The following is a 16,238-nucleotide window of genomic DNA, read 5'->3' on the forward strand; positions in this document are numbered from 1 at the left end:
CTTCTGCCACAGCACCGATTCCGCCGCCATCATGGTGGCGACGCGGCCTGATCTGACCCGATGCCTGTGCCGACACGGAGGTGTTCCCGTGCCGACCCCGCATGACCGCGCCGACGCGCTCGCTGCCGTTCGGCCACGCCGCTTGCTGCCCTTAGGGCGCCTCTAGCGAACTCCCCCTCCCCTCGCCCTGTGCCGCGCGCGCAGGGCCATGCCCCTGTTCCTTGAAAGGGAAACGTCGTTGTGAACCATCTGCAGAAGTCCGACGCCGGCGATCACACCCCGCACGGTCCACCGCTGGTTCTCCGGCACGACCTGCCCGCGAGCTTCGTGCTGTTCCTGATCTCGATCCCGCTGTCGCTCGGGATCGCGCACGCGACCGGCGCGCCGCTGATGGCCGGGATCATCTCCGCCGTCGTCGGCGGCGTGGTGGTCGGCGCGCTCAGCGGGGCGCCGTTGCAGATCAGCGGACCTGGCACCGGGCTCGTGGTGATCGTGGCCGGGCTGGTGGCGCAGTTCGGGTGGGCTGCCACCGCGGCGATCACACTGGCCGCGGGCGTGCTGCAGCTGGCTCTGGGACTCACCGGGATCAGCCGGCTGGTGATGTCGCTGTCCCCCGCCATCGTGCACGGAATGCTCGCGGGCATCGGCATTTCCATCGCCGCCGGGCAGCTCGTGGTGGTGCTGGGCGGCACGGCGTCGTCGTCCGTGCCCGAGAACGTCGCCCTGCTGCCGGCGGAGCTGGCGGGGTCGCACGTCGGGTCGCTGACGGCCGGTGCGGTGGCGATCGCGGCTTTGCTGCTGTGGCCACGGGTTCCGCGCGCCGCCGCGGTGCCCGCGCCGTTGGTGGCGGTGGGCGCGTCGACGCTGCTGGCGTACGTGCTGCAGCTGGACGTCGCTCGAGTCGACCTGCCGGACAGCCACGCGCTGGTGTTCCCGGAGATGCCGCGGGGCAGTGCCGGAGCGGTCGCCGCGGCGGTCGCCACCGTGGCGGTGGTGGCGAGCATGGAGTCGTTGCTGTCCGCGGTCGCGACCGACCGGCTGCACGACGGGCCGCGCGCCCGGCTGGACAAGGAACTGATCGCGCAGGGCACCGGGAACGTGCTCGCCGGCGCGCTGGGCGGGCTGCCGATCAGCGGTGGGCTCGCCCGCAGCTCCACGAACGTCGCGGCGGGCGCGAAGACCCGGTACAGCGCGATTCTGCAGGGTGTGTGGATCGCCGTGGCGGTGCTGGCGTTCCCCGTCGCGCTGGAGCAGATCCCTCTCGCGGCGCTGGCGGGCGTGCTCTTCGTGGTCGGGTTGAAGCTCGTGTCGCCGGACCGGATGCGGACGCTGTGGCGGCACCAGGAGTTCCTGGTGTACGCGGCGACCGTGCTCGGCGTCGTCCTCTTCGGACTGCTGGAAGGCGTGGTCGTCGGCCTCGCCATCGCGCTTCTGCGCGCGTTGTACCGGTTGACGCACTGTTCGGTGCGCGTCGAGGGCAACCGGGTGTGCGTGCGCGGATCGCTGGTGTTCCTCGGGGTCGGGCGGCTCGTGCGCGAGCTGCGCCGGTTGCCGCTGGGCCAGACCGTGGTGCTGGAGCTGCACATCGACTACCTGGACCACGCGTCGTACGAGGCGATCAACGACTGGCGCGAGGGCTACGAACGGCTCGGCGGGCTGGTGCGCGTCGACGAGGTGCACGACACCTGGTACGACCAGGCGGACCAGGGCAAACCGGGGCGGCGCAAGACGTTGCCCGGCCCGTTGCCGCGCTGGTTCGCACCGTGGTCGCACTGGCAGGGCTCGCCGGGCTCGGTGCTGCTGCCGGCGCAACGGTCCTCGGTCGAGGGCGATCCGATGATCCTGGGAATGCACGAGTTCGAGCGGCGGTCGGCACCGCTGGTGCGGCCGTTCCTGCACGAGCTGGCGCTGCGCGGGCAGCAACCGCAGCAGCTGTTCATCACCTGCGCGGACTCCCGCGTGGTACCGAACCTGATCACCACGTCCGGGCCGGGTGATCTCTTCTGCGTCCGCAACATCGGGAACCTGGTGCCGATGGTCTCCGCCGAGGACAGGTCCGTCGGCGCGGCGATCGAGTTCGCGGTCGAGGTGCTGAACGTCAGCTCGATCGTCGTTTGCGGACACTCCGACTGCGGTGCGATGAAGGCACTGGTGCGGGGAACCGCCGCGCGCGGCACGCACCTGCACTCGTGGCTGCGCAACGCGGAACCGTCGCTGATCCGGTTCCACGCGCCGACTTCGCCCGGCTGCGCGGAACTGCCGGTGGCGGACCGGCTCGCGGTCGCGAACGTCGCGCAGCAGCTGGACAACCTGCTCGGCTACCCGAGCGTGCGCGAAGCGATCACCGCGGGCACCCTGACGTTGAAGGGCATGTACTTCGACATCTCCAACGCCCGCGTCTACCTGGTCGACCCGGACCGCAACGGGCTGGAGCCGGTGCCTTCACCGGCCTAGAAACCCCGGAGCCGCCTCGGTTTCCCGGGGCGGCTCCAGTTCTCTAGCAGCTGCCGATCCACGAGCACTCGACGTCGTAACGTTCCTGAGGCGCCGACTCGATCCTCGGTGTGGCCACGCCGGCGCCGCCGTCCGAGGCCAGGCGCACGACGATCCTGTCCTCCACCGTCTTCGGGTTGACGGACCGCAGGACGTTGTTCTGCACCACCGAGAACACGAGCTCCCGGTTGTCCTGCGTCCTCACGTAACCGGACAGGGACGAGACGCCGGTGAGCGATCCCGTCTTGGCCTTCACGTTGCCCGCGGCCGGGGTGTTCTTCATGCGGTTGACCAGCGTGCCGTCGACACCGGCGACCGGCAGCGACGCCTGCCACGCCGCGAACCACGGCTTGGTCTTCGCCTTGAGCAGCAACGAGGCGAGGTCGTCCGGCGAGAACTGGCTCATCCGCGACAGGCCGGAGCCGTCGAAGACCTCGACCGAGTTCGGGTCGACGCCGAGACCCGGCCACGTGGTGCTGAGCTGGCGGACGCCGTTCGAGAACGAGCCGCCCGCCGTCTTGACCAGCACCTCCGCCAGCATGTTGTTGCTGTTCTTGAGCAACGGCACGTTCAGCTGGCTCAGCGGGGCGGACTCGTCGGACGCGAGCACCGCGGCACCGGCCGGCGCCTTGGCCCGCTTGACCCCGCCCGTGACGACGATCCCGTTCTGCTTCAACGCCTTGCGGAACACCGACGTGACGAGCCCCGCCGGATCCTTGACCGTCGAGAGCCTGGTGGTCTCGACGGACGTGGAACCGCTGACCTTGATCACGTTCGTGCCGTGCTCGCGCTCCACGGAGATGCCCGCGGTGCCGGTCGTCGCCGTGGAGACGATCTGCACGTGGTCGTTGGCCGGCTCGACGCTGACCACGGCCGGGGCACCCGCCGCGGCACCCGGCTTCACGCGCACGATCACCGTGCCGGCGCTGAACTTCTCGTCCGGCGACAGCGTGAGCGCCGACGTCTCCGCGTTGTACGAGTAGGGCTCGTCGTCCCACGCCCAGCCGGTTCCGTACGGCTGAGCGTCGAACTTGGTGTCGTCGACGACCAACGCGCCGTTGACCACCTTGACCCCGCTGGCTTTCAACGTGTCCGCGAGCTGCTGGTAGCGCTTCTGCGACATCGTCGGGTCACCGCCGCCGCGCAACACCAGGTCGCCGTTGAGCACCGGCCCGAACCTCGTGCCGTTCGACACCAGCTCGGTCTTCCAGCGGTGGTCCGGTCCCAGCAGGTCCAGCGCCGCGGCGGTGGTGACCATCTTCATGTTCGACGCGATCTGCGAACGCCGGCCGCTCTGCCTGGTGTAGACGACCTCGCCGGTGTTCGCGTCCCGCACGATCACGCCGACGTCGGCGCCCTTGAGCGCCCCGACGGCGAGAATCGCGTCGAGATCGGCGGTCAGCGCTTCGTTGCCGACCGCCACCGCGCCGCCGCTGGACGTCAGGGTCAACCCTGCCGCCACAGCGACGACCGCCCCCAGTAAGTGAAATTTCACGCTTCCACCTCGGTCCTGTCTCCCGACCACAGCGTGTGGAAGCTACCGGGCTTGTCGGTGCGCCGGTAAGTGTGCGCGCCGAAGAAGTCCCGCTGTCCCTGGACGAGTGCCGCGGGCAGGCGCTCGGAGCGAAGACCGTCGTAGTAGGCCAGCGCGGACACGAACCCCGGCGTCGGCACACCGGATTCGACCGCACGGACCACGACCCTGCGCCAGGCTGCTTCCGCGTTCTGCACCGCGTCGCGGAAGTAGTTGTCCACCAACAGGGACGCGATGTCCGGGTTCGCGTCGTAGGCCTCGCGGATGCGGTTGAGGAACTGCGCGCGGATGATGCAGCCGCCGCGCCAGATCGTCGCCATGGCGCCGAGGTCGATGTTCCACTCGAAGTTCTTCGATGCTTCGCGGATCATGTCGAAGCCCTGCGCGTACGCGACGACCTTCGACGCGTAGAGCGCCTGGCGCACGTCGTCGACCAGTTCGGCGTCCGGCTTCGCCACGACCTCGCTGGCACCGAACGCGTCGCGCACGGCCTTGCGCTGGTCGGTGTGGCCGGACAGCGAGCGCGCGAACACGGCCTCGGCGATACCGGTGACCGGGACGCCCAGTTCCAGCGCCTCCTGCACGGTCCAGCGGCCGGTGCCCTTCTGCTCAGCCGCGTCCTCGATGACCTGCACCAGCGGCGTGCCGCCCGCGTCGACGTGCTTGAGGACCTCAGCGGTGATCTCGACCAGGTACGACTCCAGGTCGCCGGAGTTCCACCGCGTGAACACCTCGGAGATCTCGGCGGGAGTCTGCCCGCCGACGCGGCTCAGCAGGTCGTACGCCTCGGCGATCAGCTGCATGTCGGCGTACTCGATGCCGTTGTGCACCATCTTCACGAAGTGCCCGGCGCCGTCCGGCCCGACGTGCACGCAGCACGGCTGACCGTCCACCTTGGCCGCGATCTCCTCGAAGACCGGGCCGACGTGCTTGTACGACTCGGCGGGACCGCCCGGCATGATGCTGGGGCCGTTGAGCGCGCCCTCCTCGCCACCGGAGATGCCGGCGCCGACGAACAGCAGCCCCTTCTCCTTCAGCGCGGCCTCACGGCGGCGCGTGTCGGCGTAGTGGGCGTTGCCGCCGTCGATGACCATGTCGCCGGGCTCCAGCAGCCCGCTCAGCTCGTCGATGACGGCATCGGTCGGGCCGCCCGCCTTGACCATGATGATGATCTGGCGCGGCGTCTGCAGGCTGTCCACGAGATCCTGCAGCGTCTCGGCGCCGACGAAGTCGCCCTCGTGACCGTGCTCCTCGAGCAGGGCCTTCATCTTCGCGGGCGTCCGGTTGTGCACGGCGACTTTGAAGCCGTGCCGCGCGAGGTTGCGCGCGAGGTTGCTGCCCATGGTGGCGAGACCGGTGACCGCGATGCGTGCTTTGCCTTCCGTCATAGCGGACAGCCTGCCGTGTTCTCTCTCGTTTCGCGAGACGTCACAGGGTCTTCTCAGACTCTGTTTTGCCAGGTGAACCGCGTCACGCTGCGGTACGTATGGCTAGGCGTAAGTTGGCTTCATGACCGAATTCACGAGCGTGGGACGCTCGGCGACGGACCGTGCCTCCAGGTACGGCTCGCAGCTGGTGAAGCACTTCACGCACAAGGACCTGGAGGGGTCCTGGGAGGACGGACGCGGCTTCGTCCGGTTCTCGCTGGGGCTGGCGGAGTTCACGGCCGCGGACGACGCGTTGATCATGCGCGTGGTGTCTTCGTCGGAGGAGGACGTGGCGCGGTTGCGCGACGTCGTCGAACGGCACCTGGTCCGGTTCGGAAACCGGGACGAGCTCACCGTGTCCTGGGACTCAGGCAGCCAGGACTGACGCTGCCATACCGATGAGAGCGGTACCACAGACCCGCTCGAACGTCGCGCGGATCTTGGGCTTGTTCAGCAGCGCGCCCAGCTGACGGGCGAGCGGCACGACGATCACCCAGAACATCGCGAACACCCCGACGGTGACCGCGCTGAGGAGCGCGGCCTGCGGCAGCGGCGCGCTGTGCGGGTCCATGGCCTGCGGGATGAGGCTCAGGAACGTGAGCATCACCTTGGGGTTCAACAGGTCGCACAGCATGCCGCGCAGGAAGACGTTGCCCTTGTGCTGCTGTTCCTGCGTGGCCTTGTTCGCCGTCCTCAAGGTCATGAACCCGACGTAGGCCAGGTACAGCGCGCCGATGACCTTGACCACGAGCAACGCCGTCGGCACCGCGGCCACCAGCGCGCTCAGGCCGATGGTGGCGAGCGTCGCGTGGATCATCAGCCCGGTGATCACGCCGAGCGCCGCCTCGACCCCCAGGCGCAGGCTCCGCACCGCGTTGCCCATGATCAGCACGAAGTCCGGCCCCGGCACGATCATGATGATCAGGAGAGCGACCAGGAACGACGTCCACGCGATGTGCATGGGCTGATCGTCGTTCACTCGTTCGAGCGAGTTCCAGCTAGTCAGTACGATGTTCGGTCATGCGCGAACAAGCCGAACTCGATTCGGTCGACTGGCACATCCTGGAGGAGTTGCAGAACGACGCGACCCTGCCCAACCGGACACTGGCGGAGATCGTCGGCCTGGCGCCCTCGTCGTGCCTGCAGCGGGTGCGGCGGCTGCGTGAGCTCGGGGTGATCACGGGGTGCCACGCCGTGGTCGACCCGGCCACGACGGGGCTGCCGCTGGAGGCCGTGGTGTCGGTGAACGTGCGGCCGCACACCCGGCCGGTGGTGGCGGCGTTCCGGGCGTTCGTGATGGCTCAGCCGGAGACCCGGTCGATCTTCCACGTCTCCGGGCAGGCGGACTTCCTCATCCACATCGCTGTCGCGGATTCCACGCACCTGCAGGCGTTCCTGATGGACAAGATCGCGTCGCGGACCGAGGTGCGGAACCTGACCAGCTCGGTGGTGCTGGAGCGGGTGGAGACTCGGGCGTTGACGCCGCCGGCGAACCTGCGGCCGACGCACCGGCGGCGTCGAGCGGACTAGCGCAGGCGAGTGAGGGCGTCGAGGTCGAACGTCAGCGTGGCCGGACGGCTCAACTCCACCTTGCCCGTGCCTTCCTGGACAGGTTCGTAGACACCGTCGACAAGCTCGAACGCCACCAGCCTGACGGGTTCGTCAAGCTCAACGAGCCAGTAGTGGGCGATGCCGACTTTCGCGTACTGCGTCGGCTTCGTGACTCGGTCGGCGCGCTCCGACCCGGGTGACACGATCTCGACCGCAAGCACCACGTCCGCCGCCGCGAACCGCTTCGGACCGCGGACCGCCGCCTCGGTGGTCACCACAACGACGTCAGGCCGGCGCACGGTCGGCCGGTCCGAGCTGTCGAGCGTCACATCGACATCGGCATATGCCGTCAGCCCGTTGGGAAGCTGCTCGTCGAGCCAGTAGGCCAGCCGATTCTGAGCCTTCTGGTGAGGAGGTAGGGCGGCAGGTACCACGCGCAGGACTCCATCTACGAGCTCGAGGTTCTTGTCCTCTGGCATCGCGTCCCACTCGTCCAGGCTCACCAGGTGATCCCGCCACGCTCCCGCAGTCACGTGCTCACCTTCCTTCCGCCCCGGAGTTTCCGCCACCAGTCAGTCTAGGCATCGCCCCAGGCCGCACACGGCTTGATCACTCGCACGAGTGGTTCGAACGAAGGTTCGAATTTGGTCACTGCCCGTCCTCGTCGAAGGGCTCGTCGCTCCAGCGCCACCCGGCGGTGCCGTCTCCGTGGATGTGCAACCAGAACTCGGCCACCGGTTGCCCGTCGGGGAACGTCATGGTGAGCGACTTCCGGATCCGCTCGTAACAGGCGTCGGCTCGCTCGTAGTCCTCGTCGTCGATCGCTCGTTCCTGCTCGGCGAACACCGACCGGAACTCCTCGAACCCGGGCAGGGTCTCGGCCGACGCGTGCACCCACGGGAAGTCGCCACCGGTCACCGTCAGCCGCGCGATCTCCCGGCCCGCGTGGTGCAGCCGCCAGACCGCACCGTCGGCCATCACGGGTTGAGCACCCGGATCAGGCCTTCCTGCACCACCGTCGCCACCAGCTGCCCGTCCCGCGAGAAGAACTGCCCGGTGGCCAGCCCGCGGTTCCCGGACGCCGACGGCGAAGCTGTGTCGTACAACAGCCACTCGTCGGCCCGGAACGGCCGGTGGAACCACATCGCGTGGTCCAGAGAAGCACCGACGACCTTGTCCAGTCCCCAGTACACGCCGTGCTTGGCAAGAACCCCGTCCAGCAGGGTCATGTCCGACGCGTAGGTCATGATGCAGATGTGGAGCATCGGGTCGTCCGGCAGCTTGCCGTCGGCCTTCATCCACACCCGTGACGCGGCCTCGCCCGGACCGTCCTCACGCGACTCCCACGGCGGCTCGGTGACGTACCGCACGTCGATCGGGCGCGGGAACTTCGACGTGTGGAGCCCGTAGCCCGCGGCCGACTCGGTCCACGTGGCCAACGACTCGGGGTCCGGCACGGCCGGCATCGGGGAACCGTGCTCGACGCCCTGCTCCTCCAGCTGGAACGAGGCGGAGAGGGCGAAGATCGCCTTGCCGTGCTGCACGGCGACGACGCGGCGCGTGGTGAACGAGCGGCCGTCGCGGATGCGGTCCACCTCGTACACGATCGGCACGCGCGGGTCGCCGGGCCGGATGAAGTACGAGTGCAGCGAGTGCACCCGGCGTTCGGCCGGGACGGTGCGACCGGCGGCGACCAGGGCCTGGCCCGCCACCTGCCCGCCGAAGACGCGCACGGGCGACTCGGCGGGCGACACACCGCGGAAGATGTTCTCCTCGATGCGTTCCAGGTCGAGCAACGCGACCAGGTCGTCCACTGCGGACTGTCCGCTCAGGCCCGACGGGCTCATCGCAGCGGCGCGGGCGGCCTCTGTCACGAAGTACTCCTAGGCGTGGTCGTCCTCCCCCAGCCGGTGCACCCGGATGAGGTTCGTCGACCCAATGGTGCCAGGAGGCGAACCGGCGACGACCACCATGAGGTCACCCGGCTGGTAACGACCGATCTCCAGCATCGAGCTGTCGACCTGGCGGACCATCTCGTCGGTGGACTCCACCTTCGGGACCAGGAACGTCTCGGTGCCCCACGTCAGCGAGAGCTGCGAGCGCACCGACTGCTCCGGCGTGAACGCCAGCAGCGGGAGGTGCGTGTGCAGCCTGGCCAGCCGGCGGACGGTGTCGCCGGACTGCGTGAAGGCGACCAGGGCCTTGGCGTTGAGACGCTCGCCGATGTCGCGGGCCGCGTACGAGATCACGCCGCGCTTGGTGCGCGGGACGTGGGTCAGCGGCGGCACGACGACGGACTCGGTCTCGACGGCCTCGATGATGCGGCCCATGGTCTTGACCGACTCGATGGCGTAGCGGCCGACGGAGGTCTCGCCGGAGAGCATCAGGGCGTCCGCGCCGTCGAGGACCGCGTTCGCGACGTCGGACGTCTCGGCGCGGGTCGGGCGGGAGTTGCTGATCATCGAGTCCAGCATCTGGGTCGCGACGATGACCGGCTTGGCGTTCTCGCGGGCGATCTGGATCGCTCGCTTCTGCACCAGCGGCACGCTCTCCAGCGGCAGCTCGACGCCCAGGTCACCGCGGGCGACCATGACGCCGTCGAAGGCGAGGACGATGGCCTCGAGGTTGTCCACGGCCTCCGGCTTCTCGATCTTCGCGATCACCGGGAGGCGCTTACCTCCCGAACGGTCCATGACCTGGTGGACCAGGTCGATGTCCGCCGGGGAGCGCACGAACGACAGAGCGATGAAGTCCACGCCCAGCTGGAGCGCGAACTCGAGGTCCTCGATGTCCTTCTCCGACAGCGCGGGCACGGAGACGTCCATGCCGGGCAGCGAGAGGCCCTTGTTGTTGCTGACTGGTCCGCCCTCGGTGACCTCGCACACGACGTCGGAACCTTCGACGTCGACGACCACGAGGCCGACCTTGCCGTCGTCCACGAGCAGGCGGTCGCCGACCTTGGCGTCCTTCGCGAGCTCCTTGTACGTCGTCGACACGCGGTCGTGCGTGCCTTCGACGTCCTCGACGGTGATGCGGACCACGTCGCCGGTGTTCCAGTCGACCGGACCCGCGGCGAACCGGCCGAGGCGGATCTTGGGGCCCTGGAGGTCGGCGAGGATGCCCACCGCGCGGCCCGACTCGTCAGCCGCTGCGCGGACCATGTCGTAGACCTGCTTGTGGTCGGCATGGCTGCCGTGGCTGAAGTTCATCCTGGCCACGTCCATACCGGCCGCTACCAGGTCGCGGACCCTGTCCGGCGTGCCAGTGGCGGGACCGAGGGTACAGACGATCTTTGCGCGTCGACTCACGTCTGCAGAGACTAGTCCTGGTTCCTGGACCGATCCCGAACTACCCGCCGGTAATGTTCCGACAATGGGTCGAGTCCTTCCCTTCGTGACCGCAGCGTTGCTCAGTGTCGTCATTTTGTTCACCCCCGAGTCAGGTGTGCCCACCGCGCCGCCGGGTACGGACAAGGTCATCCACGCGCTGCTGTTCGCGTTGCTCGCGTTCACCGGCCTTTACGCGAAGATTTCTCGCATTTTGCCGCTGCTCGTGGTCTACGCCGGCGTTTCGGAGGTGCTGCAGGAGCTGATCACGCCCCTGCACCGCAGCGGCGACGTGCTCGACGCGCTGGTGGACGTGCTCGGGATCGGGCTGGGCTGGGCTACCGCGACCTGGCTTCGCTCACGCCGACGTGGTCCTCGCACCACGCGTTGAAGTCCTTGAGCTGCCGCCACGACTTTCGGACGCGGTCGAGGCACGCGGGCTCGTGCAGCACGTCGTCCGGCTCCCAGACCTTCCGCACGTAGATCGACCGGTGCTTGAGCAGGTCGAGGTGCGGGTGGTCGTCGGCGAACCCGCGCGGCCTGGACCTCATCACGTCGCCGCACAGCGTCCAGCCCTGCTTGACCAGCTTGTCGACGATCTTGCGCAGCAGGACGCCGTGCGCGTCGACGGAGGCGCGGTAGCGGGCGAGCTGGTCGGACGCCATGTGGAACGACCCGCCGCCGGTCATCAGTCCCTCGGGACTGATCTGCACGTAGTACGCGCCGCCGCCACGTCCCTTTTCGATGACGCCGCCGCAGTGCGTCTTGTACGGCGTCTTGTCCTTGGCGAACCGCACGTCCCGGTACGGGCGGAAGACCTTGCCAGGACCGAACTCCTTCTCCAGCGCGGCGAGCAGCGCCTCCATCGGCCCCCGCACGTCCCGCAGGTACGTCTCCTTGTTGTCGTCCCAGTACGCCTTCGAGTTGTCCAGTTCCAGACCGTCGTAGAAGTCGATGGCGTACTCGCCGAAACCGCTGAACGTCACCGCAACAGCCTAGGCGGATCGCCCATGCGCGTGAAATTCGTTTGAAGGCACACGATCACGGCCATAATCAGATGAATGGCCCGCCGTATCAACGCGCTCGCGACCTGGCTTCACCAACTCGAGCCGGACGAGGTGGCCGCGATACTCGTGCACCGCCGCGACGTGGCGGACCGCTACATCCGGACGTTGAAGGACCTCGCGACGCAGCTCACCGACTCGGACTCGGTGCACGCCGCGGAGGACACACTGGACCAGGGCGCGATCGACGTGCTGGGCGCGATCGTCGCGATGGGCAACTCGGGGACGATCGACCTGGTCTGCACCGAGCTGCACTGCTCGGTCGGCGACTTCGAACGGGCCTTCGGACAGCTCAAGGAACGGGCGCTGGCGTGGCCCGATGGTGCGCGGCTCATCGCGGTGAACTCGGTGCGGGCCACCGGCGCGGCAGGTGGTCAGCTCACGTTGCGGCCGAAGACCCCGCGCGTGCGCAAGGCATCGGCGGTCTCACCGGTGGTCGCCGCCATGTCCACTGTGGACGGTGTCGCGCGGCTGCTCGCACACTGCGAACAGGACAGTTTCGACGCACGCTACACCGGTGGCGTGGCGACCGTGGAGATTCGCCGGGTCGCGCGGGCGTTACGGGTCGCCGACCCCGTCCTGCGCCTCTGGCTGGAGCTCGCGGTCGAGGCTCAGCTGATCGGCATCGAACGCCACCGGCTGCTGCCGACCAAGCACGGTGACGACTGGCTCGACTCGCATCCCGGCACACGGCTCGCGGCGCTGGTCAACGCGTGGCGGCGGATGGACTGGCGGCCGGAGCCGGACCAGGCGCGGGCGGCGTTGCGCGACTACACCGGTGCCGCGGGGCTCGCGTTGCGGCGCACCGCACTGGAGCGGTTCTCGGCCGACGTCGCCTTCGCGGACACCGGCGAGCTGGTCGACGACCTGGTGTGGGAGCGGCCTGCCGTGCACGACCCGCGCGCGACGGCGGCGGTGATCAGCGAGATGGAGTCGCTGGGACTGGTGGCCGGCGGCGCGCTGACGCCGCTGGGTGTGGCGGTGCGGGAAGGCGGCGACATCGAGGCCGCGGCGAGCGGCCTGATGCCACCCGCCGCGGGGAAAGCCGCGTTCCAGACGGACATGACCGCCGTGGTGAACGGGCTGCCGTCGCCGGAGCTGAGTGCGACGCTGAACCTGGCGGCGGACCTGGAGGACAACGACGCCGCAAGGGTGTGGCGTCTGTCCGCCGGTTCGGTGCGGCGCGCGTTGGACACCGGGCTCACCGCCGAGGAGCTGCTGGCGAAGCTCGCCGCGGTGTCGGAAGCGCCGTTGCCGCAGGTGATCGAGTACCAGGTGCAGGACGTGGCGCGACGGCACGGGCAGCTGACGGTGACCGACGTGGCGAGCTGCCTGCGGGCCGAGGACCAGTCGCTGCTGCGGGAGATCGCCAGGTCGAAGCGGCTGGCGCCGCTCAAGCTGCGGTTGCTCGCGCCGACCGTGCTGGCCTCCGCGCGGCCGATGGCGGAGACGCTGGCCGCGTTGCGCCGGGCCGGTTACGCGCCGACCGGGGTCGACGCCGGCGATCAGTCCATTGTGGAGCACATGGAACGGCTGCGTGCACCGGCCCGCGGCGAGCGCAGGCCGGACCGGTGGTGGCGCACCGAGCTGGACGACCTGGAGCTGACCCAGCTCGCGATCCGGCTGGTCGAGCAGGAACGGCCGACCGTCGGCAGGGGCACGCCGCGGGCCAGCGCGGCGCGGATGCTGCGCGACCAGAACGTCTTCCTGCGCGACGAAGAGGTGCTGATCCTGGCGACGGCGCTGGTCGCGGGGCACCAGGTCGAGATCAAGTACGCGAGCGGCCCGCGGCAGCTGGAGACGCACGTGATCACGCCGGCCAAGCACCTGGAGGGTGTGCTGACCGCGGAGTGCGAGGACGGGTCGACCCGCGAGTTCGCGATCGGGCACGTCCGCAAGGTCGTGGTGCCGGTATGAACAGCAGGTGAAGTTCCGGCCGGCCCGGTGATCACGCGCTGATACTGGCGGTGTGGCCGATCCGTTTTCCGCCGGACTGCTGATGGTGCTCGAGACCGTGCTGGAGCGTGTGCTGCTCGGTCTCTTCGACGTCGTGCACAAGGGGGCCAGGAACAAGAAGCGCCAGCGAGAGCTGACCAGGCCGGGACCGCTGGTCGAGCGCGTCAGCTCCGAGCTCGCCCGCGGTGAGCTCAGCGCCGTCGAACAGCACGAGTGGCAGGCCGCCGTGGACGCGGTGCGCGAGTCCATCGAGGCTTCGCTGCCGTTGCGGGAGGGCGAGGCGCTGCGGGTGATGCTGACACCCGAGTCGTTGCGCGCGTACGTGCTGTCCAGGTCGGAGAAGATCCGGCGGGCGGCAGGCCTGTCCGACCACGCGACGGCCGTCTACGACGCGTTGCTGCTGCGGGTGTGCGTCGCCGTGGTGGAGCTGGTGTGGTCGCAGCCGGAGTACGCGCGGCGCCTCGCGGTGGAGATGTTCCGGATCGGCAAGGCGACCGCGGATGCCGTGGCACGCCTGGCCGACCAGCAGCAGCTGGCCCTGGTGGCGGCACACCGGGACTTCGAGGACCGCTACGCCGACCAGGTCGCGCACTCGCTGGGCGGGCTGGAGCTGTTCGGGGTGTCGCGCGGCCGGGCGCCGCGGCGGCACTCGTTCGACACCTCGTACGTGTCGCTGGCGGTGGCACGGGTCGGCGACACCGACGAGCTGACCGGTGCCGGGCTGCCGGTGGCGGCCGCGCTGGCGGACACGCCTCGGGTGCTGATCCGCGGCGGTGCGGGCGCCGGCAAGACGACGTTCCTGCGCTGGCTCGCGATGAACGCGCTGGGCGAGACGCGGACGTCGGGCAACGAGTGGCTCGGGCTGGTGCCGTTCTTCGTGCCGCTGCGGCAGTACCCGACGCTGCCGAAGCCGGAGGAGTTCATCTCGTCGACCGCCTCGATGATCGAGGAGGAGAAGCCGGCCGGGTGGGTGACCGCGCGGCTCAAGGAAGGGCGCGCGCTGGTCCTCGTCGACGGTGTGGACGAGCTGGTCTCGGAACGGCGGGAGGAGGCGCGCCAGTGGCTGTGCCGGCTGGTGAACGCCTATCCGGAGGCCCGGTACGCGATCACCACCCGTCCCTCCGCCGTGCCGGAGGACTGGATGGAGGAGTGCGGCTTCACGGCGTTCGACCTCTTGCCGTTGAGCGACAAGGGTGTGCGGGACTTCGTCGAGGCCTGGCACACCGCAGCCCGCGACGAGCCGGGGATGACGCGGGACGCGCGGGTGTGGCTGACGGAGTGCGAGACGCGGCTCATCTCCACGCTGACGCGGCGGCCGGATCTGCGGCGGCTGGCGTCGAGCCCGTTGCTGGCAGGGCTGTTGTGCGCGTTGCACCAGGACCGGAACATGCACCTGCCCCGCGATCGGCGGTCGCTGTACGAGGCGGCACTGGACCTGTTGCTGGTGCGGTGGGACGAGGACCGCGGGCTGGCGCTGCCGTCGTTCTCCAAGGAGGAGCAGCTGGTTCTGCTGCAGCGGTTCGCGTACTCCTTGGTGCGCAACCGGGAGCTGATGGTGCCGCGCTCGGAAGCCGTGCACCGGCTCGGGAACGCGATGCGCGGGCTGCGGTCGCACGACCTCGACCCGGACGAGGCGATGCAGCGGTTGCTCGAACGGGCGGGGCTGCTGCGGGAGGTGTCGTCCGAGCGGGTGCAGTTCGTGCACCGGACGTTCCGGGACTACCTGGCGGCCAAGGAGGTCGTGGACGCCGGTGACCTGAACCTGTTGGTGGACAGGGCACATCTCGACGAGTGGCACGACGTCGTGGTGATGGCGGTCGCCCACGCCAGGCCTCGTGAACGGGCCCGCGTGCTGATGGATCTGCTGGCGGGCAACGACGACACGCGCAAGGACGAACGCGGGAGGGACAAGCTGCGGCTGCTCGCGCTGGCGTGCCTCGACCAGGCCGACGTGATCGAACCGGAGACGGCACGGGCGCAGGTGACGGCGGCCGCCTCCTCGCTGATCCCGCCGAAGAGCTTCGCGCACGCCGACGCGCTGTCCGAGGCCGGGTCGTTCGTCGTGGACCTGCTGCCAGGACCGGAAGCCACCGAGGAAGCCGCGTACGTCGTGCGGACGCTCGCAAACATCGGTGACGAGGGCGCGTGGGACCGCATCGCGGAGTTCGTGGCCGTGGATCACGCGATGGTCATCGACGAGCTGCTGCGAGCGTGGCGGAACACACCGGACGCCGAGAAGTACGCCAAGTCCGTCCTGTCCAAAGTGGACTTCGGCGATCGGCGCGTCGACGTGCGGGGCTGGCACCGGATCCAGTTCATCATGCACCTGGAGAAGCTGCGGTACGTGCGGTGCATCGGCAACATCAACCCGCTCGACCCGCTGGGCGTGATGCCGTCGCTGCACCGGCTGGAGCTGTGGCAGAACGAGGTCATGCGCGACCTCTCGCCGCTGACTGCTTCCAGGTCCTTGACGGAGCTGCACCTGAGCCGGTGCCGCCCGCTCGGCCGGATCGACCTGACGCCGGTGAAGGACCTCGGCGAGCTGCACCTGCACTTCAGCCGGGTCGAGCTGGCGTCGCTGGAGGGCGGAACGCTGCGGCGCCTGCAGATCCGCGACTCGGCGATCGACGACGGGCTGGCCGCACTGCCCTCGTTGCCGGCGCTGCGCGAGCTGGCGATCGACCACCGCCCGCCCTACTCGCTGGCAGGGCTGCAGCGGTGGCCGACCATCACCGTGCTGGAGGTGTTCGGGGTGCCGTCAGCGGACGACCTGCGGGTGCTGCCGGCGTTGGAACGCCTCGTCGTGCACCAGCCGGAGTCGCTCGCCCGGCTGGAGGAGTTGCGCGGGCAGCTGCCCGGAGTGCGCGTCACGACATGACGGTGAGGG

Annotated in this window: 14 protein-coding genes; 6 read left to right on the forward strand and 8 right to left on the reverse strand. The window is 69.4% G+C overall.

Annotated elements, in window-relative coordinates; all coding sequences use genetic code 11:
- Window positions 1–240: 240 nt before the first annotated feature.
- Complete coding sequence (locus ABFX45_RS36560; protein ID WP_112230488.1) at window positions 241–2,454, forward strand: SulP family inorganic anion transporter; 2,214 nt, start codon at window positions 241–243, stop codon at window positions 2,452–2,454.
- 43 nt (window positions 2,455–2,497) lie between these two features.
- On the opposite strand, the gene dacB is transcribed toward ABFX45_RS36560, so the two are convergent.
- Together dacB and gndA are read right to left on the reverse strand one after the other, a co-directional pair.
- Window positions 2,498–3,988, reverse strand: coding sequence for a D-alanyl-D-alanine carboxypeptidase/D-alanyl-D-alanine endopeptidase (dacB, locus tag ABFX45_RS36565; protein ID WP_233439284.1), 1,491 nt, complete (start codon window positions 3,986–3,988; stop codon window positions 2,498–2,500).
- On the reverse strand, window positions 3,985–5,415 hold the full coding sequence (gene gndA, locus ABFX45_RS36570) for an NADP-dependent phosphogluconate dehydrogenase (protein WP_346135116.1): 1,431 nt from the start codon (window positions 5,413–5,415) through the stop codon (window positions 3,985–3,987). Before gndA ends, dacB begins: the two co-directional genes overlap by 4 nt.
- Window positions 5,416–5,536: 121 nt before the next feature.
- Here gndA and ABFX45_RS36575 point away from each other — a divergent pair, with 121 nt between their 5' ends.
- Window positions 5,537–5,839 (forward strand): DUF2218 domain-containing protein, encoded by a 303-nt coding sequence (locus ABFX45_RS36575; RefSeq protein ID WP_346135118.1) that lies wholly within the window; start codon window positions 5,537–5,539, stop codon window positions 5,837–5,839.
- On the opposite strand, the gene ABFX45_RS36580 is transcribed toward ABFX45_RS36575, so the two are convergent.
- Window positions 5,822–6,415 carry a LysE family translocator gene (locus ABFX45_RS36580; protein ID WP_346135120.1) on the reverse strand — a complete coding sequence of 198 codons (594 nt, stop codon included), beginning with the start codon at window positions 6,413–6,415 and terminating at the stop codon, window positions 5,822–5,824. The two genes, ABFX45_RS36575 and ABFX45_RS36580, sit on opposite strands and share 18 nt — an antisense overlap.
- 59 nt (window positions 6,416–6,474) lie before the next feature.
- Here ABFX45_RS36580 and ABFX45_RS36585 point away from each other — a divergent pair, with 59 nt between their 5' ends.
- Window positions 6,475–6,984 (forward strand): Lrp/AsnC family transcriptional regulator, encoded by a 510-nt coding sequence (locus ABFX45_RS36585; protein ID WP_109633438.1) that lies wholly within the window; start codon window positions 6,475–6,477, stop codon window positions 6,982–6,984.
- Here ABFX45_RS36585 and ABFX45_RS36590 read toward each other — a convergent pair.
- From ABFX45_RS36590 to pyk, 4 genes are all read right to left on the reverse strand, one after another.
- Window positions 6,981–7,538, reverse strand: coding sequence for a Uma2 family endonuclease (locus ABFX45_RS36590; RefSeq protein WP_346135123.1), 558 nt, complete (start codon window positions 7,536–7,538; stop codon window positions 6,981–6,983). The two genes, ABFX45_RS36585 and ABFX45_RS36590, sit on opposite strands and share 4 nt — an antisense overlap.
- A 115-nt stretch (window positions 7,539–7,653) precedes the next feature.
- A complete protein-coding gene (locus ABFX45_RS36595; RefSeq protein ID WP_109633442.1) occupies window positions 7,654–7,983 on the reverse strand; it encodes a hypothetical protein in 330 nt (109 codons plus the stop codon).
- Entirely contained in the window at window positions 7,983–8,879 is an 897-nt protein-coding gene (gene tesB, locus ABFX45_RS36600) for an acyl-CoA thioesterase II (RefSeq protein ID WP_346135125.1), read from the reverse strand. The genes ABFX45_RS36595 and tesB overlap by 1 nt, the downstream gene beginning before the upstream one ends.
- Before the next feature lie 9 nt (window positions 8,880–8,888).
- On the reverse strand, window positions 8,889–10,313 hold the full coding sequence (gene pyk / locus ABFX45_RS36605) for a pyruvate kinase (RefSeq protein WP_346135126.1): 1,425 nt from the start codon (window positions 10,311–10,313) through the stop codon (window positions 8,889–8,891).
- 64 nt (window positions 10,314–10,377) lie between these two features.
- On the opposite strand from pyk, the gene ABFX45_RS36610 reads away from it, so the two are divergent.
- On the forward strand, window positions 10,378–10,722 hold the full coding sequence (locus ABFX45_RS36610) for a VanZ family protein (RefSeq protein WP_346135128.1): 345 nt from the start codon (window positions 10,378–10,380) through the stop codon (window positions 10,720–10,722).
- Here the strand turns inward: ABFX45_RS36610 and ABFX45_RS36615 are convergent.
- Window positions 10,670–11,317: a DUF2461 domain-containing protein gene (locus ABFX45_RS36615; protein ID WP_109633450.1), complete on the reverse strand. Its 648-nt coding sequence runs from the start codon at window positions 11,315–11,317 to the stop codon at window positions 10,670–10,672. The genes ABFX45_RS36610 and ABFX45_RS36615 overlap by 53 nt on opposite strands.
- A gap of 75 nt (window positions 11,318–11,392) precedes the next feature.
- On the opposite strand from ABFX45_RS36615, the gene ABFX45_RS36620 reads away from it, so the two are divergent.
- Both ABFX45_RS36620 and ABFX45_RS36625 read left to right on the forward strand, forming a co-directional pair.
- Complete coding sequence (locus ABFX45_RS36620; protein ID WP_346135130.1) at window positions 11,393–13,312, forward strand: helicase-associated domain-containing protein; 1,920 nt, start codon at window positions 11,393–11,395, stop codon at window positions 13,310–13,312.
- Between the two features lie 52 nt (window positions 13,313–13,364).
- Window positions 13,365–16,229: an NACHT domain-containing protein gene (locus tag ABFX45_RS36625; protein WP_346135133.1), complete on the forward strand. Its 2,865-nt coding sequence runs from the start codon at window positions 13,365–13,367 to the stop codon at window positions 16,227–16,229.
- Window positions 16,230–16,238: the final 9 nt, after the last annotated feature.

It is taken from the genome of Lentzea roselyniae (assembly GCF_039537795.1).
Taxonomy (GTDB): Bacteria; Actinomycetota; Actinomycetes; order Mycobacteriales; family Pseudonocardiaceae; genus Lentzea; species Lentzea atacamensis.

Bases quoted from the DNA above. Each gene is read 5' to 3' on its own strand.
- ABFX45_RS36580 (WP_346135120.1), bottom strand. From the start codon at position 6,415: ATGCACATCGCGTGGACGTCGTTCCTGGTCGCTCTCCTGATCATCATG.
- ABFX45_RS36575 (WP_346135118.1), top strand. From the start codon at position 5,537: ATGACCGAATTCACGAGCGTGGGACGCTCGGCGACGGACCGTGCCTCC.
- ABFX45_RS36595 (WP_109633442.1), bottom strand. From the start codon at position 7,983: ATGGCCGACGGTGCGGTCTGGCGGCTGCACCACGCGGGCCGGGAGATC.
- ABFX45_RS36610 (WP_346135128.1), top strand. From the start codon at position 10,378: ATGGGTCGAGTCCTTCCCTTCGTGACCGCAGCGTTGCTCAGTGTCGTC.
- ABFX45_RS36620 (WP_346135130.1), top strand. From the start codon at position 11,393: ATGGCCCGCCGTATCAACGCGCTCGCGACCTGGCTTCACCAACTCGAG.
- ABFX45_RS36585 (WP_109633438.1), top strand. From the start codon at position 6,475: ATGCGCGAACAAGCCGAACTCGATTCGGTCGACTGGCACATCCTGGAG.
- gndA (WP_346135116.1), bottom strand. From the start codon at position 5,415: ATGACGGAAGGCAAAGCACGCATCGCGGTCACCGGTCTCGCCACCATG.